Source organism: Pseudoalteromonas sp. XMcav1-K (assembly GCF_044005875.1).
GTDB lineage: Bacteria > Pseudomonadota > Gammaproteobacteria > Enterobacterales > Alteromonadaceae > Pseudoalteromonas > Pseudoalteromonas spongiae.
The window spans coordinates 1-19,200 of the sequence record NZ_JBIPJE010000032.1; the positions used below are offsets into that span (position 1 = coordinate 1).

Consider the following 19,200-nt stretch of genomic DNA (forward strand, 5'->3'; position numbering starts at 1 on the left):
CTGGCTGCTGCTCTGGCTGCTGCTCTGGCTGCTGCTCTGGCTGCTGCTCTGGCTGCTGCTCTGGCTGCTGCTCTGGCTGCTGCTCTGGCTGCTGCTCTGGCTGCTGCTCTGGCTGCTGCTCTGGCTGACCAGGAGTTTTGTCGGGTTTAGCTGTTAAGTCAACAGGTTTAGATGACGAAACATCTTCAATCGTAATTGCAGTTGTCGGTTGATTATTCACTGAAGCAATTTGTATATTCTTTTTATCAAAAAAGTACCAAGCTAAGGAAGTTAACAACCCAATTAATATTAATATGCAAATTAACAAAAGGTAGACTTTATACTGCCTACTGCGTTTTTGCATCGCTACCTGCAACTCCGAGTTATCTTTTTTCCAAGCTAATAGTAGCTGAGGATTACCATTAGAAGCTTCAATAAACGCGTTAAAAATAGGTTCATCAACATTTGGTAAATCACTAAAATACATTTTCATCAGCGTTAGACTTTCAGCCTGATCTAATGCTTCAATGTGCATGTTAATCGCTTCAGCCACTGGAAGCTGTCGTGTTGCAGTTAATAAAATACGAATCTGACCTTGGTAAGACTCGGTTAGTTGGAATAGTTCATTTGCAAAATCATCACTGATAAAGTGAGCATCATCAATAACAATCAGCAGTGGCTCTATCGATTCGCCTGTTAACCCGATAAAGTTTTCAACTATAGTCAGATCATAATCAATCAATGGATTTGAAAAGCTTTGCTCAAGAATTTGCCCGATTAGATGTCGGTCTTGCGCACTACGTGTTGCTTTAACATAAGCTTTGTTATGCTCTGTAAACTTTTCGGAAATGAATGTCTCAGCAAGGTAGCTTTTTCCAAGTCCTACCTCTGAGATGAGACTGATAAAATTATTACCGTAGGCAAACTGCAGTTCAATTCGATCAACAAGTGCTTGCCTACTGGGCAATATTTTAGTTTGCATGCAGCTTAAATAACTCTTCTAGCTCTTGCTGAGTTACATCATCAACTAACTCGCAGCCACCAAACTTGCTTGGAATAATGAATCGAATAACGCCTTGCTTATTTTTCTTGTCTTTAACCATGTGTTTTACAAAATCATCACACGACATTGACGCTGGTGCGCTAACCGGCAATTCAAATTCTGCAATCAAGTTTACAATACGTTTCAATTCTGCCTCTGATAGCTTGCCTCTTAGGTATGCTAATTGGGATGCTAAAACCATACCAGTTGCAACTGCTTCGCCGTGTAACCAGTTACCATATCCCATCTCAGCTTCAATTGCGTGACCAAAAGTATGACCAAGGTTTAGCAATGCACGTAAACCTGCTTCTTTTTCATCTTGCGCAACGATTTCTGCTTTTATTTCACAGCAGCGATAAATAATTTGGCTTAATTGTTCCGAGTTATGCGCTTTTATTTCAGCGACGTTATCTTCAATGTATTTAAAGAAATCAACATCGTAAATTAACCCATATTTAATCACTTCTGCGATACCTGCAGCGAATTCTCTGTTTGGTAACGTACTAAGTGTGTTGTTATCGATATAAACAGCTTTTGGTTGGTAAAACGCACCTATCATATTTTTACCAAGCGGGTGATTAACCGCGGTTTTCCCGCCAACGGATGAATCCACCTGTGAAAGTAGTGTGGTTGGTACTTGGATAAAATCAATTCCACGCTGGTAACATGCAGCAACAAAACCAGTAAGATCACCAATCACACCTCCACCAAGCGCAATTAGGCAAGTATCACGGCCACAATTATGCTCTAACAGAAAGCGATTAATAAATTCGAAGTATTCTAGAGATTTAAATTGCTCACCATCGGGAATGATGCAAGAAAGAAAGTCATTCTTTGGTAATTGGGATGTAAATTTATCTAGATAGATAGGAGCGATTGTTTCATTTGAAACAATCACCAATTTACGACCTGCCAAAATATTGGATAAATTTGGACTGTCGGTAAGATTGTTTTGTGCAATATAAATCGGGTAGCTGCGCTCACCCAAATTAACTGATAATTCAAGCATGCGCATCCCCTTTTATATTTAGAAATTTATCTTTTCGATAATTTGATTAGCAACTACTTTTGCACTTTGTTCATCAGTACGAACAACAAAATCTGAAACTTCAACGTAAAGAGGGTTACGCTCATCAGCAAGACGAACTAACACATCTTTAGGCGCTTCTTCAGTTTGAAGCAACGGACGTTTCTTATCGCGTTGTGTACGCGCTAGTTGTTTCTCAATTGGTGTCTCTAAGTAAACAACAATACCACGAGCAGATAACTTATTACGTACATCTTTACTAATAATAGAGCCACCGCCTGTTGCTAGTACGATCCCTTGCTTTTCTGTTAAGTCGGAAATAACAGATTCTTCTCTGCGACGAAACCCTTCTTCACCTTCAATATCAAAAACCCAAGCGATATCCGCACCAGTGCGACGCTCGATCTCTTGGTCTGAGTCAAAAAACTCTAAATGAAGTTGGTCTGCAAGGTGACGACCAATAGTGCTTTTACCTGCGCCCATTGGGCCCACTAGAAATATATTACGTTTTTCAGCCATATCTTTTAGTACAAACGAACTCTAAAATTGAAAAAAACCCCGCTTATTAGCTGGTCCCCAAAAGTAAGGCAGGGATTATCTCAACAAACAGGCAAGGTTTTCAAGTGTTATACATTAAAAAGGGCTATTCAGCCCTTTTTAATTACAAAGATTCATTAAGAATTTTAGGAGTTACAAAGATAAGTAACTCTTTCTTCTCATTAAATTCACTATTTGATTGGAACAAGTAACCAAGGTAAGGAATATCACCTAACAGAGGAACTTTCTTAGTGTTGCTCACAATCTGCTGTTGGTAAATACCACCTAACACAATGGTTTGGCCATTATCAACAAGTACTTGTGTGCGGATTTCTTGCGTATCAATCGCTACAGCTGGACCTGTTGGCGTTTGCACCGTATCACCACGCGTATCCTGAGTAATAACAAGATCTAAGATAATCTTATCATCAGGTGTAATTTGTGGTGTTACCTCTAAGCTTAATACAGCTTTTTTGAACTCAACCGTTGTTGCACCACTTGAAGCTGCTTGAACGTAAGGAATTTCAGTACCCTGTTCAATGCGTGCTTCTTTTTGGTTTGCCGTAGTAATACTTGGGCTTGCAATGATTTCCGCTTTATTTTCTTGCTCAAGTGCTGATAGTTCTAAGTCAATTAGTGTGCCATCCGCGAGCTTAGCTACATGAATACCAATACTACCTGCTGGGTTAGCGATCGGTAAGTTAACGTTCAAGCGGTCACTCAGCGCAGGGATAATTCCATTTGCGATATTATTAGCCCCTTCAAGCGTGCCTGAAACGCCATCAGAATTTTGCTGATCACTAAAACCCCAACGAATACCTAAGTCTTCTTGTACATTATCACGAACGGTTACCATGCGAGATTCAATTTTAACCTGTTTAACAGGAATATCTAAATTCTCAATCATACGACGAACACTTTCGATACTAGTAGCAGTGTCTTTAATTAAAAGTGTATTTGTACGCTCATCCACCGAAACAGAACCACGGCTAGATAAAATACTATTACCTTCAAACTTAAGTAGTTCAGAGAAGTCTTTTGCCTTTGCGTAATTTAACTGAATATATTCACTATAAAGTGGCTCTAACTCAGCAACTTTCTGCTTCACTTCTAACTCTCTAGCTTCACGAGACGCAAGCTCTTCTGTTGGTGCAACCATCAAAATTGAACCATCCATACGCTTGTCAAGGCCCTTCATACGAAGTACTACATCAAGCGCTTGGTCCCATGGCACACCATCTAAACGCAGTGTGATGTTACCTTCAACTGAGTCACTTGTTACTAAGTTAAAATTGTTATACTGCGCAATAATTTGTAGTACTTGACGAATAGAAATATCTTGGAAGTTAAGCGACATCGGCTTACCTTGGTAATCTTTGCCGTCACCTAGGAAGCTGCGCTTTGATTCATCTTTTTCAACTGTTAACGTGAAGATATTATCCAATTGTTGGTAGTTATAATCGAAGCCAGTTGTTGTATCGATAACAATACGGCTATTAATACCATCTTTAAATGTTTCAACAGTGCTAACGACCGTACCAAAATCCATTACATCTAGCTGATAAAGAAGGTCATCAAGAATGTCGGTATTATGGAACTCAGCAACAATTTTACCCGCCTTTTCGCTTACATCGATAGCTGCCATGTTTTCTTGTAAGAAAATCATAACGCGAGCTTCACCACTTTCACCGCGGCGGAAATCAATTGCTTGAATTTTGTTGATATAGCTTGAGCTGTCTTCAACTGCTGAAGTCTCCGCTACATCTTGCGTTGGGTTATCGCTTACATGTAAGTAGAAAAGGTTCTTATCTACGCGTGTTTGATAAATTTTAAGATAATCTAAAAATACAGTTACTTTAAAACCATCATTTTCAAATGCGTGGGTTACACGTTTAACACCAGCTTTGTTAATCAAAACTTCTGTTAAGTTTTCCTCAAAGTCAGCTTCGTCGAAAAACAATTCGATACGTGCTGGTTCTGAAAACACCTGAATTTTTGGTTCGACATAAATTTCTTCATCGAATACGAATTCGATTTCTGTTTCGCCATCGAGTAATGGGTTATAGCGCACATCATATAGCAGCGGAACAGCCGACGCCCCAAATGAAAGCACCAATAAACCTGCTGCTAGTAAAGTTGAAAAGCCTTTACGAAGTAGACCTACTGCTAATCGCATATTATTAAACCCTTTATTATTAACTTGACGCATTGCTACCTGCCTCCACGATTTCCACTTTCGTCAGGCGTTCTTTCCAACATCCTGCACCATCAGGTATTAATTCTAGCAGCTCAATAAAGCCATTCTGTACCTGAGTTACCTTGCCATTAAATAGTCCCATTCGCTCACCAACACCAATTTCATGCAATGAGTTATCTGGAGCTGTAATAAGTGCTAACAGCTCTGTTGCTGAGCCAATTGTGCCACGCATTTGTAGATTTTCTAACGGGAAACGCTCCAACGCTTCTTTTCTACGACGAGGGTCAGGGTGCAAGCAGTTTTGAACTTGCAATAATCGATCCTGAATTACCTCTGGTTTTGGTGCTACAAAAGGGCTTCGCTTTTCGCTGGCAGTGTAAGCAAAGTGGTTAAAGTTCTTAATTTCAGGAATTGGCTCTACGTTATTATTAGTATTAGCACGCACCTGATTAATAAATTCTTGTTGTTCCGTTAAATCATCAAAGCAGCCACTAAGAATTAGAGGCAAAGCTAAAATAGCTAATTTTTTCATTCGCGCTCCCCTTCGTAGCGGTAGGTTTTAGCAACTACGCTAAACTCCAACTGCTCTTGTTGTTCTCCACCTTCAATTGTGAAGTCATGTAAGCTGATAATACGAGGTAACTCAGCTACTTTACTTACAAACTCACCAAAATCATGGTAACTACCTACCACTTCGATTTTAATTGGTAACTCAGTGTAGAACTCTTTTTCAATCTCAGGCATCCATTCAACTTTGTGGAACGTTAAACCGCTTGAAGTTCCAATGTAAGATAAATCTTCAATTAAGCCTGGTGTTTCACTTGATGTAGGAAGACGTTTTAAAAGCTGTGAAAACTTCTCTTCCATTTCAACCATTTGTTGACGATAAATTTCTAACTTACTAGCTACGTCATACTTTTGACGATAAGAAGCTCGCAATTCTTGCTCTTTTTGTTGTGCTCTTTCATAGGCTTCAATTTCACTTGAAACCAACATTGAATATGTAAAAAACGCAACTAAGCCTGCAGCGATACAGCAAACGATAACTTTAACAGCAAGTGGCCAACTACCAACGTTCTCTAAATCTAACTCATCTAAATCGATTTCATTTAGCGATTTTAAGTCGATATTCATTTTTGAACCTCGCTAATTTCTTCGAACGGCTTAACTCTAAACCTTAGGTTAAAATCGTTAAGCAAACGCAGCTCTTGGTCGCCTGCTTCAATCACTTGCATAATTGCATCTTCAAATAAATATGACTCTTCAAGCTTACGTAACATAGCAGATACACGGTTATGTGATTCACTTTTACCTACGATTTGAAGCGCACGGTCGCGACGCTCTAAGCTTGTTAAGTAAACACCTGAAGGAACTACCAATGCAACCTCGTCCATAATCTGTGTACCAAGGTTTCGGTTACTCTGTAATTCTTCAATAAGGCGCATACGTTGTTGCAAACTAGCTTTTCGTTTATCTAGCTCATTAATATCTTTAATTCGCTGATCTAATAATGCTATTTCTGAAGTAAGGAAGTTATTACGCACATTTTGGCCATCTTTTAATGCACCATAGAACATACTTAGAGCAAACATACTGCCAAACGCAACAATAACAACGAGCACAAGTATACTAACAAACTGCTTTTGTGCTTCCTTGCGCGACGCATCACGCCACGCCAAGAGGTTTATATGTGGCATGGTGAAAAACTCCTTAGTGCTAAGCCCGTCGCTACTGCTAACTGTGCTTGGTTCTTCTCTAAAGATTCACGGTCCACGCCCGGTGCTAGCTCCATCTTTTCAAATGGATTCATAATGACGGAATGAATACCTAACTCATCAATCAGTAGCTTATCTAAGCCAGAGATTAACGAGGTACCACCTGATAAAACAATATAGTCAACTTGGTCTTTACCACTTGTGGTTAAGAACATTTGGATGGCACGACGAACCTGTTGCAAAAATGATGTTTGGAACGGTGCTAACACTTCAAACGTATAGTTTGGTGGTAAGTCACCAGACGTTTTTGCAAGTTCCGCTTCATCAAAACTCTTATTGTAATAAGAAACAATACTTTGCGTATATTGTTCGCCACCAAAAACCTGATCTCGGGTATACAACGTCTCACCGTTCTGCGTTACGCTGATAAGGGTCATCGTTGCGCCTACATCAATAAAGGCAACCACCTTGTTTGCAGCGTCTTCTGGTAAGAAGTCGTAACACAGTTCAAGGTTACGACTTAACGCGTACGCTTCAACATCAACAACTTTTGGCACAAAGCCACCTGACTCAACAGCTCCTGCACGCGCTTCAACACTCTCTGTACGCGCAGCCGAAAGTAAAACGTTTACTTTTGATGGATCAGCATCGTTTACATCAAGCTTTTCAAAATCTAAACTCACTTCATCAAGTGGATAAGGAATTAAGCTGTCCGCTTCAATTTCTATTTGAGATTCTAATTCAGCATCCGTTAAGGCTACATCCATAAAAATAACTTTCGTGATAACCGCCTGACCAGATACTGCTGTTGCTGCTTCTGTGATATTTTTGGGGAGTTTTTTACGAATTTTATTGATTACACGACCAACAGCTTCAATATCTTGGATCGTCCTTTCTGCCATTGCCCCTTTAGGCATTGGCTCGACAGCAAACGCTTCAAGTCGATAATGAGTGTCTTTTTGGCTTAATAGCACGGCTTTAACCGAATGAGAGCCAATATCAATACCAACCATCAGAGGCTGTGGTTTTTTAAACAGTTGACCTATCATAAACCTAACGCTAATCCTTTTTTTTATAATTATAATAACTTTATAAAATCTAGCGAAAAAATTTTATTCAAAAATTAATCAGGATATACTACCAGTGTTATCTTGTAATTGGGAGTCCATTCTCGGGAATTTTCTGTGGCTTTTATAAAAAACTTTTTACGTTTTATTATCATATGTACCATTCTTGGTACTTTTGCAGTAGTTATCCTTTACTTTTACGTAAAGCCCGAACTACCCAGTGTTGCCGTTTTAAAAGACGTGCAACTTCAAACACCTATGCAAGTATTCACCAAAGATGGCCAATTAATCAACCAATTTGGTGAAAAAAAACGTATTCCGGTTACGATAGATCAAATTCCGCAAGATTTTTTAAACGCTATACTCGCGACTGAAGATAATCGTTTCTACGATCACCCCGGCATCGACCCGATAGGCATTGTCCGCTCTGCAATCGTACTAATAACAACAGGCGAAAAGAAACAAGGTGCCAGTACCATTACCATGCAAACGGCGCGTAACTTCTTTTTAACGCGCGAAAAAGCATACATGCGAAAAATAAAAGAAATTTTTATTGCGTTGCATATTGAGAGCCTAATGACAAAAGATGAAATATTGGCACTTTATCTCAATAAAATAGAGCTTGGTCATCGTGCATTTGGTGTTGGCGCAGCAGCGCAGGTTTACTACGGCAAAGATTTAGATCAACTTAATTTGCCACAGCTTGCGATGATTGCTGGTTTACCAAAAGCCCCTTCATCATTAAACCCTATTAGTAATCCAACTCGAGCAAAACACCGCCGCAACGTTGTTCTTTCACGTATGCTAGTTGAAGGATACATTTCACAAGCACAATTTGATGAAGCAAGTAAAGCACCAATAACAGCGAAAAAACACGGTGCAGAAATCGAGTTTTCTTCACCTTATATTTCAGAAATGATTCGAGCAGACATGGTTGCACGCTTCGGATTAGACGGCGCGTATAACAACGGCTATAAAGTTTACGCAACCATCACAGCTAAAAACCAAGCTGCTGCGCAAAAAGCGTTAATGGATAATATTCATAACTATGACCATCGTCATGGTTTTAGAGGAGTTAACATTTATTTATGGAACTCCGAAACGGATACGGCTTGGCAACGTAATGAAATCCTCTCTTATCTCGAATCTGTAAATGAAATCGGTTATTTAAAAGCAGCCGTTATCGAGCAAATTGATGAGCAAAATGCTTATGCAGTACTTAAAAACGGCAATTCAATCACAATTCCATGGGACGGATTAAAGTGGGCTCGTCCATACATTTCGCATTCACGCCAAGGAAAGCCGCCTGAAACAACCTCAGATATACTCTATCCTGGGGCGTTCGTTTGGCTACAGCAAAATGAAGATGGTCAATATAAACTATCTCAAATGCCTGACGTGAGCAGCGCAATAGTGTCTCTTAATCCTCAAACCGGTGCAATTGAGTCACTTGTTGGTGGATATAGCTTCGAGTTATCGCAATACAACCGCGCAACCCAAGCAAAACGTCAAGTAGGTTCAAACATTAAGCCATTCCTTTATTCCGCTGCAATTGAGCATGGCTATTCGTTAGGCTCAATAATTAACGATGCCCCAATAAATAGCTGGAACTCTGCACAGCGTATCGCTTGGCGCCCAGAAAATAGCCCAGCTAATTACGATGGCCCAATTCGTGTGCGTCGCGCATTGGCACAGTCTAAAAACGTGGTTGCAGTTCGCCTGTTACGAGGCATAGGCGCACGCGAAACAGTAGACCATTTACTTAAATTTGGCTTTTCACCTGAAGACATTAAACCACATGAGGCACTTTCCCTCGGTGCTGCTTCGTTAACGCCTTTAGAAGTGGCGCGTGGTATGGCAACGTTTGCCAATGGCGGACATTTAATTGAGCCATATTTTATTGACCGTATTGAAGATGCCGAAGGCAACATCGTATATAAATCTCAACCGTTAGTTGTTTGCAATCAATGTAGTGCTGAAGAAGTGCGTGATAGCTTTCATTACGCGCCTCGCGTAATTAGCGAACAAAATGCCTTTTTAATTGCCGACGCGATGAACACTGCAATCTATGGAGAACCAGGCTGGCTTGGTACAGGCTGGCGTGCAAAAGATTTAAAACGTAATGACTTATCAGGCAAAACCGGTACTACAAACGATATTGTAGATACTTGGTTCTCAGGTTTTAACAGCCAAGTGATTACCACTGTATGGGTCGGCTTTGATGATGCCGGCAAGCGTTTAGGTAGAGTAAGCTACAATAATAATTTAAGTCGCAATCAATTTGCTGGCGGTGAATCTGGTGCACGAACGGCGCAGCCTGCATGGCTTGATTATATGCGTGAAGCTCTGAGAGGTATGCCTAGCGCACCTATTGAACAACCAGAAGGGCTCGTCTCAGTAAGAATCGACCGTAAATCAGGGTTACTAACTAAAAAAACCGATAACTCGTCACGATTTGAGTATTTTATAAAGGGCACAGCACCAACGCAGTATACTCAACAAGAAGTGCAGAATTTATTTGACCCTTACACAACAACGACTGATTCAGGCAAAACAGCTGAAGAGCTATTTTAACGGTATCAATTCATTTATGTATATCAGTTTATATAAATTAAAAAAGCCGCTAACACTGTTAGCGGCTTTTTAATATTAATTATCCTGATTACTCTGATAGTTTATGGCAGAGCCAATATAAATCAGAATGCACTCCCGCAGCGGTAACTTCACGCCCTGCTCCAGGTCCTTGAATAATCAATGCGTTGTCAGCATACCAAACACTATTGATCACAAAAATGTTATCGCCCGGAGTTAGTGTTGCAACCGCAGCTGACGGAGCAACAGCTTTTAACCCTACTTTTGCCGTAATAGGTGAGGTTGTGGTATCAAGCTCAGCCACGTACCTAAGCGTATTACCTTCTCTTTGTGCATCTAGAGCGAGCTCTTCCACAAATGTATCAAGTGACTCACGTTTTGCTAATGCATCTTGCCAAGGCCCTTCGGCAAGCTCTCCTGGCATCCACGCCGATAACTCAATATCGTCTAATTCAAGTGATAAACCAAGCTCTCTTGCCAAAATAAGTAACTTTCTTTGTACGTCACGGCCAGAAAGATCTTCACGCGGATCAGGTTCGGTAAAGCCCAGCTCTCGCGCTTGCTCAACTAAATCTGAGAACTTTTTATCGAGCGAATAATTTGCCCCTAACCAAGACAATGTGCCCGAGAACACACCACTAATTTTAGTGATTTTATCGCCTGAGTTTTGCAGGTCTTTTAAAGCAAAATTAATTGGTAAACCGGCGCCTACACTTGTGTTGTAACGCCACAGTAAATTTTTCTCTGTCTGCAAGCGACGTAAATTTTCATACCAAGTTAGCTCTGCGGTGCCCGCGTATTTATTTGCTGAAATAATATGACAATCGTGCAACGCAAATTCAGGGTATAACTTACTAAACGATTCACTTGCCGTGATATCAATCACTACTTTATGGCCATAATCAAGCTCTTTAATAAACTCGATAATCTGCTCAGGTGACGACACTTTTGCATTATTTTTGAAGTTTGCACTGGCTGTTGCCAGCTCTATACCCTGGCCATTTAACAAACTCGTACTTGAGCGTAATAAACCTACCAACTTAACTGGTAACAAGGTATTTAGACGCGCTAACTGGTCATTAAGCTGTGATAAAAACACCTCTCCAACATTACCAATACCCGCCACAATCACAGCTAATTCTTGTTTAGCGGTGATCAATTCTTCATGTAATAATGACAGCGTATCGCTTTCAAGCAACTGGTCGCCAAGTAAAATAGCAAAGCCATTTTGACTCCACGCACCACGTAATGTCATGCTTTGCTTCTCTAATAATGCTTTTGCACTTTCAAGTAACTGCGATTCACTGCCGGCCTCACTCACGATTGCCACACCAGAGACATTCGATTCAATAAGCACCGCATCTTGTAAATAATATGACGCAACTTGCTCGCCAAACTGACTTGGTACAAGCAGTAACGTATTTCCCTCTACCTCAAGCGGCTGAAGCGGATGCTGCAGAATAATGCTTAACTCTCGAATGCTATCTTTATTGTTATGAGTAAGTTGAAATACATCAACACTGGCTAGTGTCGTTAAAAAACGTTTTGCTTTCGCTTGTTCGTTAGCAACCACTTGCGTGCCATCACTATGGCTATCGTAGCTACTGCGAACGACTAATTTAATATCGCTGTCTTTTAATGGTGTAAGCGTTTTAGCGTGCAATACAGGGTTACCTAATCGCGCGAGTTGTTGCGCTTGCTGCTGGCTAATTTTATTGTATTTAACCGCCTTCTCTACTTTACGTGGGTCGGTACTGTAAACGCCTTGAGTATCTGTCCAAATTGTAACACTGCTGGCATTGATATATTTACCAAGCAAAGTCGCACTGTAATCGCTACCATTACGGCCTAGCGTCACCGTGTTACCCACTTCGTCACTTGCGATAAATCCTGTCACCACATTAAGTTGGTCGCTCTTTAATGCCTGGCAGCGTGCAGTATTTTCTTGATGCTTAAGATTATTTTGTGCAACAACAAATAGCTTTCGGCTATCAAAGTGAGTCGCAGCAACCCCTTGCTTATTTAAATAATGCGCAAGTAAACGGGCAGACCACAGCTCACCGTGAGCAAGCAACCACGCCTGCTCTAACTCTGCACAGCCAGCACGTTGAGAGATTGCATTAATATCGTCAATAAAGTGAGCATACACTTCACTTTTATCACCTAATAATTCAGAAACCAGTGCGCATTGGTGATCTTTTAGTAACGCAATTACCTCACCAACACCTTTATGATCTTGATTGTGATAACACGACCACAAGCGCACAAGCGTATCGGTCGTTTTACCTGCAGCAGATACAACTATGGCATCGCCATACGCTAGTTGCTGACAAATATTGGCAACTGCATGGTAGCGCTTGGCACTGCTTAGGCTTGACCCACCAAATTTATATACTTGTTTTGTCATTTAAGTAATCACCACAATGCAGGTCGTGCAGCGCAGCATTGAGTGCTTTTTTCTCCACCAGCAGCGACGTCTTTGTTAATTGTTTTTGCGAATGCTTGTTCAAGATCTGCGATTAAATCTTCAACATCTTCAATACCAACAGAAATACGAATTAACGTATCGTTAACGCCTGCTTTAATTCGTGCTTCAGGCGCCATGCCGGCGTGTGTCATGGTAGCTGGGTGACAAATTAAGCTCTCTACACCACCAAGTGATTCAGCGAGGCTAAACTGTTCTACACTGGTTAAAAATTTAGCCGTATCTTCAATTGTGCCTTTAATACTAAAGCTCACCATGCCACCAAAACCTTTTTGCTGTGCTTTTGCTAAGTCATGTTGTGGATGATTTTTAAGACCTGGGTAATAAACTTTCTCTACATGCTCACAGGTTTCTAAGTAACGTGCGATGGCAAATGCGTTTTCTTGGTGCTGTTTAATACGCACATTTAAAGTACGAATACCACGCAGCGTTAAATACGCATCAAATGGCGCACCTGTAATGCCAATATTATTTGCCCACCAAGCAAGCTCTTCACCTAACTCCGCAGTGCGGGTAATAACCACGCCACCGACAACATCTGAGTGGCCATTGATGTATTTTGTGGTTGAGTGGATAACAATATCTACACCAAATGAAATTGGGTTTTGTAATGCTGGAGATAAAAACGTGTTGTCAGCTCCTACTAACGCCCCTACGGAGTGAGAAACTTCCACTACTTTAGCAATGTCAGTTAAACGTAAAACTGGGTTACTTGGCGTTTCAATCCACACTAGCTTAGGTTTAATTGCTTTAATCTGCTCGTAGCAAGACGCTTGTGTAAAGTCGACAACCGCTACTTTTAATAAACCGCGTTTTTCCAAGCTCGTGAATAAACGGTAACTACCGCCATAGCAATCATGAGGAATTAAAATAGTATCTTCTGGTGTTAAGATTTGTGTGCATAAGTGAACAGCAGCCATACCTGTTGCAGTTACAATACCCTTTTCACCGCCTTCTAGCTTAGCAAGCGTATCAGCCAAAATATCACGATTAGGATTGCCGCTACGGCCATAATCATAATCACGCTTTTTATCAAAATCGGCGAACGAATAAGTCGTCGATAAATATAACGGTGGAACAACCGCACCATGATGCTTATCTGCGGTAATGCCATTGCGAACAGCAAGGGTTGTTTGTTTGTTCTGCTTCATAACTCTGCCACTTAGATGTTTAGACGTCTAAAAGGTTAAACCACCAAACAATGGAAGTCAAAACTTTTACACGTCTATATAGCCAAATAAATGATATTTGACTATATATTTTAAAACGATAAAATTTTGCCTCTTAATATACAGGCTATCGTCAAAATTAAATCGTAACAGATATAGGCTAGTACACTTTATGGCAACTGAATGGAACGGTGAATATATTCACCCATATGCAGAACACGGTAAAAAATCAGAACAAGTGAAAAAAATTACCGTATCTATCCCACTTAACGTATTGAAAGTACTGACAGACGAGCGCACTCGTAGACAAGTAAATAACTTACGTCATGCAACCAATAGCGAACTACTGTGTGAAGCATTTTTGCATGCGTTTACTGGTCAGCCATTGCCTGACGATGAAGATCTGAGAAAAGATAACCCTGAGCATATTCCGCAAAGGGTAAAAGAAATTCTTGCTGAACGCGGCTTACCGGTTCCAGAGCTTGAAGATGAATAAAAAAAACCTCAGCAATTGCTGAGGTTTTTTTTTGCTTTTAATCAAGTTAAAGCATGTAGTTTTCTGGTATTTCAATCTGCGCAACGCCTGACTCAACCGCGGCTTCTGCAACAGCACGCGCTACACGCGGAAGTAAACGTGGGTCCATTGGCTTAGGAATGATGTAATCTTTACCAAATTCAAGATTTGATTCACCAGACGCTGACAATACCTCTTGCGGTACTGGCTCTTTAGCAATTTCGCGAATCGCATTTACCGCCGCAATTTTCATTTCGTCATTAATCGCTGTTGCGCGCACATCAAGCGCACCACGGAAAATAAACGGGAAGCATAATACGTTATTAACTTGGTTAGGGTAATCTGAACGACCTGTAGCCATAATTAAATCATTGCGCGCAGCATTCGCCACTTCCGGTTTAATTTCAGGATCAGGGTTAGAACACGCAAATACCACTGGCTTATCTGCCATTAATTTTAGATCTTCAGGAGCAAGTAAGTCAGGACCTGAAACACCCACAAATACGTCAGCTTCTTCAATAACATCTTGTAAGGTGCGCTTATCTGTATTATTCGCAAACAACATTTTGTATTCATTTAGGTCATCACGACGCGTATGAATAACCCCTTTTCGATCAAGCATGTAAATGTGCTCACGTTGTGCACCACATTTAATTAATAGCTCCATACACGCAATTGCTGCTGCACCTGCACCTAAACATACAATTAATGCATCTTTTAACTTTTTACCTTGGATCTCTAACGCATTCAGCATGCCCGCCGCGGTTACAATCGCGGTACCGTGTTGGTCATCATGAAATACTGGCACACTACAACGTTCAATAAGCGCTTTTTCAATTTCAAAACACTCTGGCGCTTTAATATCTTCCAGGTTAATACCACCAAAAGTATCTGCAATATTTTCTACAGTATTAATAAAGTCTTCGGTAGTACGGTGCTTAACTTCAATATCAATTGAATCTAAACCAGCAAAACGCTTAAATAATAACGCCTTGCCTTCCATAACTGGTTTTGATGCAAGCGGTCCTAAATTACCTAAACCTAAAATTGCAGTACCGTTTGAGATAACAGCGACCATATTACCCTTTGCAGTATATTTATATGCATTGTTCGGATCTGCTGCGATCTCACGAACCGGTTCAGCAACACCAGGACTATAAGCTAATGCAAGATCATTAACTGTCTCTGCTGGTTTGGTTAATTCGATGCTGATTTTTCCAGGAACGGGTTCAGAATGGTATTGTAGCGCTTTTTCTCTTATGTCAGACATGCGTGCCTTATCCTACGATGTTAAAAGTGAGAGATACTGGTTTAATAGTACGGCATTTAGAGTAAATAGAAGTTAAATGCGGTTATATCTTAACCTAAGACCATAGTTGAATTTACAACAATAGGCTTGTGGATATTTTCTGCTAAATCATTACCAGATTGAAGTTAATTCAGATCCGACCAGATTCACAGCCATCTATTTTTTACACTCGACAGATACTATTTTGCCAACAGATAGTAAAAATAATGAATATTGAAGCTATCTATAATCCAGTATATAGCCATCTATTTAGAATAAAAAGACATAGAAAAACCATATAACATGACAAAAATTCATATTAAATTTTAGATACAAAAAAAAGCACCCTTAGGTGCTTTTTTGAAAGAACTAAAATAGCTCTTATTTTTTGCTTGAAAGCGCGCCAAAACGCTTGTTGAAGCGATCAACACGACCACCTGTATCAAGCACTTTTTGCTTACCAGTGTAGAACGGGTGACACTCTGAACAAACATCTAAGTGAATGTCTTTACAAAGAGTTGAACGCGTTTCGAATTTGTTACCACAAGAACAAGTAGCATTGATTGCTTCGTACTTAGGGTGGATACCTTCTTTCATAGTAAACCTCTAATTAGGCCGCATCGCTCTCCAAACCCGAAGTCTGGCACCATACGTTGTTAAACAAAAATATATAGGGCGCGAATTCTAGCCAACTAACATGCCAATAGCAAGATCTTTAACCATCTTCAGATAAATTTTGTTTAACACTAGCCGCAAACACAATGCCATGATTTAATTTCCACAAATACGCTCTAAAAATAAAAGTTGAATGACTACGCCTGTTGTTGCAGAAATTGCCTTAAATGTACCGCTTTACCGTAACTTTGATTACCTCGTTGAACCTCAGTTTCAAACTCATATTGCGGTGGGTTGTCGTGTTGCAGTTCAATTTGGTCGTCAGCAACTTGTCGGCATTGTTGTTGCGTTAAAATCAAATAGTGAATTTCTCGATAAATTAAAACCTATTTCACGTTTAATTGATAACAACGCGATTATTGATCGCCATATGATCAGCCTTATCGAATTTGCGAGTCATTATTACCAAAACCCGCTTGGAGAGTGCTACCAAGTTGCACTACCAACTTTGTTAAACAAAGGCGAAGCAGTTGATAAGTCTGCAGTGCCTATCATTAAACTGATCGATGAAAATACATCAGTGAATGGTAAAAAACAGCGCCAACTAATCGAGCATTTAGTTGATTCGGGCAGTACGCCAGTTACCGAATTGAGTGCGCTCGGGTTTAGTAGTGCAACCGTTAAATCACTGCTGGAAAAAGCGATTATTGAGAAAACGGTTGAATACAATCGTGATTGGCAATCAAAACCTCTCGCAATCGACGATAAACCCAAACTTAAGCGTGAACAAGCCATTGCACTTGCAGCAATTAATCAAGCTACAGGCTATACCTGCTATTTGCTTGAAGGTGTAACTGGTAGCGGAAAAACAGAAGTTTATCTACAAGCTTTGGAAAAGCCATTGCAACAAGGTAAACAAGCGTTAGTACTGGTACCCGAAATTGGCTTAACGCCACAAACCGTCAACCGCTTTCGCAGACGCTTTCCTAATGTGCCTATTATGCTTTGGCACTCTGCAATGACGGATAATGAACGCCTATCAACTTGGCGTGCAGCACAAACTCAAAGCGCTGCCATTGTAATTGGCACCCGCTCTAGTGTGTTTTTACCATTTGCCAAACTCGCGATGATTATTGTTGATGAAGAGCACGACTTGTCATTTAAACAGCAAGATTCACTGCGCTACCACGCCCGTGATTTAGCTTGCTTTCGCGCTGCTAAACTAGCGATTCCATTAATCTTGGGCAGTGCAACACCGTCGCTTGAAACGATTCATAATGCCACAAATCATAAGTACCAACTGCTTACATTAACTGAGCGAGCACAAACACAAAGCGATAATCAGTATGTGCTACTTGATATGCGAGGGCAGCATCAACAGTCAGGTCTTGCACTTGCAACGCTTGATTACATCAAAAAAGAGCTTACGAAAGGTAAGCAAGTTATGGTGTTTTTAAATCGCAGAGGTTTTTCGCCTAGTCTTATTTGCCACGAATGTGGCTGGTTAAGTCAATGCCAACGCTGTAGCGCCAATGCCACCTATCACAAACATATTCGCAATTTAATTTGCCATCATTGCGGAGCGCAAGAGCATGTGCCAACACAATGTCCAAGTTGCGGTAGTACGCAAATTATCCCCGCAGGACAAGGTACAGAACAAGTTGCTGAGTTTTTAGCTGAAAGCTTTCCCGACACCCCAATCACCCGAGTTGACCGCGATTCAACCCGTAAAAAAGGCAGTTTAGAAAGCGCACTGCACGACATAAACAAAGGCGAACCGCGGATTTTAATTGGCACCCAAATGCTTGCTAAAGGACATCATTTTAGTGAGGTGTCGCTAGTCGTCATTATGGACGTAGATAGCGGACTCTACTCTTACGATTTTCGCGCTACAGAGCACCTAGCCCAATTAATTACCCAAGTTTCAGGTCGCGCAGGGCGTAGCGGTGAAGCCGGCACGGTATTACTCCAAACACATTTTCCAGAACATCCGCTATTACAAGACCTAATCAATAATGGCTACCAAGACTTCTCCCGTTATGCTTTGCGTGAACGTGAAGAAACCTTGCTACCCCCCTACACTAGTCTTGCAATCATTCGTTGCGAATCGCACAAGCTAAACGACATTAATAATTTTTTGTACGACCTTATTCCAGAACAACTGCCTTCTGGTATACAATTGCTCGGACCTGTTCCTGCAGCACTTGAGCGCATTGCAGGCAAATACCGCTACCAGCTCCATATTCAAGGTAATGAGCGCAAAAAATTGCACTTATACCTACATCAACTTGTTAGCTACATAAGTCAAAGTAAGCTAGCAACAAAGGTCCGCTGGAGTATCGATATCGACCCAGTTTCAATGGCATAAGAAAATAGTAAACAATGGCCCAAAGAGATTACGTAAATAAAAAACGTGCCCCTAAAAAAACAGCCCCAAGCAAACGCCCTTTTCCTGTTGCTGCGTTAGTAGCCGCGGTTGTTTTAGTGTCGGCCGGTATTTATGGCTTGTACTTTATTACCACTAATAGCGATGTAAAAGCATCGCAGCAAAAAGTTGCCAAAGAACAAACAAAATCACCTAAGCCTAAGCCGAAAAAGCCCGATTTCATTGAAGAAATTGAGAATGCCAACATTGAAGTTGAAGTTACAGAGCAAGAGCAAAAAGGCCCCTACTATATGCAATGTGCATCGCTACGCAATCGTGATGATGCGGAAGCGCTAAAAGCACAAATTGCATTTAAGACCGGCCTCATTGCCGATGTAGACCGTACAGAAGGCAAAAATGGCGTATGGTATCGCGTAAAAATAGAACCATTTGCCACCAAGCGTCTTGCTGAAAGTGCGAACAACCAAATTAAACGTGCGCGCATTTCTCGCTGTCGCATTTATTTAATGCCTAAGTAACACAACTAACACAAATTCAAGCTTGGTAGCTTTGTTTTGCTACCAAGTTCCCCCGCCAAGCCTTGAAAT

16 protein-coding genes are annotated in these 19,200 nt (G+C 40.8%); 4 read left to right on the top strand and 12 right to left on the bottom strand.

The annotated features are described in order from the left end of the window. The 8 genes from ACHSBP_RS05025 to ACHSBP_RS05060 form a co-directional block, all read right to left on the bottom strand. On the bottom strand, nt 1–961 hold a 961-nt coding region (locus tag ACHSBP_RS05025), incomplete at its 3' end, for an ATP-binding protein (protein ID WP_395388265.1). Further along, a complete protein-coding gene (gene aroB / locus ACHSBP_RS05030) occupies nt 951–2,030 on the bottom strand; it encodes a 3-dehydroquinate synthase (protein WP_010562136.1) in 1,080 nt (359 codons plus the stop codon). The genes ACHSBP_RS05025 and aroB, both read right to left, overlap by 11 nt. Before the next feature lie 18 nt (nt 2,031–2,048). After that, complete coding sequence (gene aroK / locus ACHSBP_RS05035) at nt 2,049–2,567, bottom strand: shikimate kinase AroK (RefSeq protein WP_010562137.1); 519 nt, start codon at nt 2,565–2,567, stop codon at nt 2,049–2,051. Nucleotides 2,568–2,709: 142 nt separating this feature from the next. After that, nucleotides 2,710–4,794: a type IV pilus secretin PilQ gene (locus ACHSBP_RS05040; RefSeq protein WP_010562138.1), complete on the bottom strand. Its 2,085-nt coding sequence runs from the start codon at nt 4,792–4,794 to the stop codon at nt 2,710–2,712. After that, complete coding sequence (locus ACHSBP_RS05045; RefSeq protein WP_010562139.1) at nt 4,781–5,314, bottom strand: pilus assembly protein PilP; 534 nt, start codon at nt 5,312–5,314, stop codon at nt 4,781–4,783. Before ACHSBP_RS05045 ends, ACHSBP_RS05040 begins: the two co-directional genes overlap by 14 nt. Next, a complete protein-coding gene (locus ACHSBP_RS05050; RefSeq protein ID WP_010562140.1) occupies nt 5,311–5,916 on the bottom strand; it encodes a type 4a pilus biogenesis protein PilO in 606 nt (201 codons plus the stop codon). Before ACHSBP_RS05050 ends, ACHSBP_RS05045 begins: the two co-directional genes overlap by 4 nt. Next, on the bottom strand, nt 5,913–6,479 hold the full coding sequence (locus tag ACHSBP_RS05055; protein ID WP_010562141.1) for a PilN domain-containing protein: 567 nt from the start codon (nt 6,477–6,479) through the stop codon (nt 5,913–5,915). Before ACHSBP_RS05055 ends, ACHSBP_RS05050 begins: the two co-directional genes overlap by 4 nt. Further along, nucleotides 6,467–7,546, bottom strand: coding sequence for a pilus assembly protein PilM (locus ACHSBP_RS05060; protein WP_010562142.1), 1,080 nt, complete (start codon nt 7,544–7,546; stop codon nt 6,467–6,469). Before ACHSBP_RS05060 ends, ACHSBP_RS05055 begins: the two co-directional genes overlap by 13 nt. Nucleotides 7,547–7,681: 135 nt before the next feature. Here ACHSBP_RS05060 and ACHSBP_RS05065 point away from each other — a divergent pair, with 135 nt between their 5' ends. Continuing rightward, nucleotides 7,682–10,138, top strand: coding sequence for a penicillin-binding protein 1A (locus ACHSBP_RS05065; RefSeq protein WP_010562143.1), 2,457 nt, complete (start codon nt 7,682–7,684; stop codon nt 10,136–10,138). An 88-nt stretch (nt 10,139–10,226) separates the two neighbouring features. Here ACHSBP_RS05065 and metL read toward each other — a convergent pair whose 3' ends face one another. Then, nucleotides 10,227–12,563, bottom strand: coding sequence for a bifunctional aspartate kinase/homoserine dehydrogenase II (metL, locus tag ACHSBP_RS05070; protein ID WP_010562144.1), 2,337 nt, complete (start codon nt 12,561–12,563; stop codon nt 10,227–10,229). 8 nt (nt 12,564–12,571) lie between these two features. Beyond that, entirely contained in the window at nt 12,572–13,792 is a 1,221-nt protein-coding gene (metB, locus tag ACHSBP_RS05075; RefSeq protein ID WP_010562145.1) for a cystathionine gamma-synthase, read from the bottom strand. Between the two features lie 190 nt (nt 13,793–13,982). On the opposite strand from metB, the gene metJ reads away from it, so the two are divergent. Beyond that, nucleotides 13,983–14,306, top strand: coding sequence for a met regulon transcriptional regulator MetJ (gene metJ / locus ACHSBP_RS05080; protein WP_010562146.1), 324 nt, complete (start codon nt 13,983–13,985; stop codon nt 14,304–14,306). Between the two features lie 46 nt (nt 14,307–14,352). Here the strand turns inward: metJ and ACHSBP_RS05085 are convergent, their stop codons facing one another. Next, nucleotides 14,353–15,594: a malic enzyme-like NAD(P)-binding protein gene (locus tag ACHSBP_RS05085; protein ID WP_010562147.1), complete on the bottom strand. Its 1,242-nt coding sequence runs from the start codon at nt 15,592–15,594 to the stop codon at nt 14,353–14,355. A 399-nt stretch (nt 15,595–15,993) separates the two neighbouring features. Next, the gene (gene rpmE, locus ACHSBP_RS05090; protein ID WP_010562148.1) at nt 15,994–16,209 is read right to left on the bottom strand and encodes a 50S ribosomal protein L31; all 216 of its coding nucleotides are present in this window, start codon (nt 16,207–16,209) and stop codon (nt 15,994–15,996) included. 211 nt (nt 16,210–16,420) lie between these two features. Here rpmE and priA point away from each other — a divergent pair, with 211 nt between their 5' ends. Together priA and ACHSBP_RS05100 are read left to right on the top strand one after the other, a co-directional pair. Continuing rightward, nucleotides 16,421–18,595, top strand: coding sequence for a primosomal protein N' (gene priA, locus ACHSBP_RS05095; RefSeq protein ID WP_395388266.1), 2,175 nt, complete (start codon nt 16,421–16,423; stop codon nt 18,593–18,595). 14 nt (nt 18,596–18,609) lie between these two features. Next, nucleotides 18,610–19,131 carry an SPOR domain-containing protein gene (locus ACHSBP_RS05100; protein WP_010562150.1) on the top strand — a complete coding sequence of 174 codons (522 nt, stop codon included), beginning with the start codon at nt 18,610–18,612 and terminating at the stop codon, nt 19,129–19,131. Nucleotides 19,132–19,200: the final 69 nt, after the last annotated feature.

Excerpts from the sequence above, each read along its gene's own strand:
- aroB (WP_010562136.1), bottom strand. The coding sequence starts at position 2,030 with ATGCTTGAATTATCAGTTAATTTGGGTGAGCGCAGCTACCCGATTTAT.
- aroK (WP_010562137.1), bottom strand. The coding sequence starts at position 2,567 with ATGGCTGAAAAACGTAATATATTTCTAGTGGGCCCAATGGGCGCAGGT.
- ACHSBP_RS05040 (WP_010562138.1), bottom strand. The coding sequence starts at position 4,794 with ATGCGTCAAGTTAATAATAAAGGGTTTAATAATATGCGATTAGCAGTA.
- ACHSBP_RS05045 (WP_010562139.1), bottom strand. The coding sequence starts at position 5,314 with ATGAAAAAATTAGCTATTTTAGCTTTGCCTCTAATTCTTAGTGGCTGC.
- ACHSBP_RS05050 (WP_010562140.1), bottom strand. The coding sequence starts at position 5,916 with ATGAATATCGACTTAAAATCGCTAAATGAAATCGATTTAGATGAGTTA.
- ACHSBP_RS05055 (WP_010562141.1), bottom strand. The coding sequence starts at position 6,479 with ATGCCACATATAAACCTCTTGGCGTGGCGTGATGCGTCGCGCAAGGAA.
- ACHSBP_RS05060 (WP_010562142.1), bottom strand. The coding sequence starts at position 7,546 with ATGATAGGTCAACTGTTTAAAAAACCACAGCCTCTGATGGTTGGTATT.
- metL (WP_010562144.1), bottom strand. The coding sequence starts at position 12,563 with ATGACAAAACAAGTATATAAATTTGGTGGGTCAAGCCTAAGCAGTGCC.
- metB (WP_010562145.1), bottom strand. The coding sequence starts at position 13,792 with ATGAAGCAGAACAAACAAACAACCCTTGCTGTTCGCAATGGCATTACC.
- metJ (WP_010562146.1), top strand. The coding sequence starts at position 13,983 with ATGGCAACTGAATGGAACGGTGAATATATTCACCCATATGCAGAACAC.
- ACHSBP_RS05085 (WP_010562147.1), bottom strand. The coding sequence starts at position 15,594 with ATGTCTGACATAAGAGAAAAAGCGCTACAATACCATTCTGAACCCGTT.
- rpmE (WP_010562148.1), bottom strand. The coding sequence starts at position 16,209 with ATGAAAGAAGGTATCCACCCTAAGTACGAAGCAATCAATGCTACTTGT.
- priA (WP_395388266.1), top strand. The coding sequence starts at position 16,421 with ATGACTACGCCTGTTGTTGCAGAAATTGCCTTAAATGTACCGCTTTAC.
- ACHSBP_RS05100 (WP_010562150.1), top strand. The coding sequence starts at position 18,610 with ATGGCCCAAAGAGATTACGTAAATAAAAAACGTGCCCCTAAAAAAACA.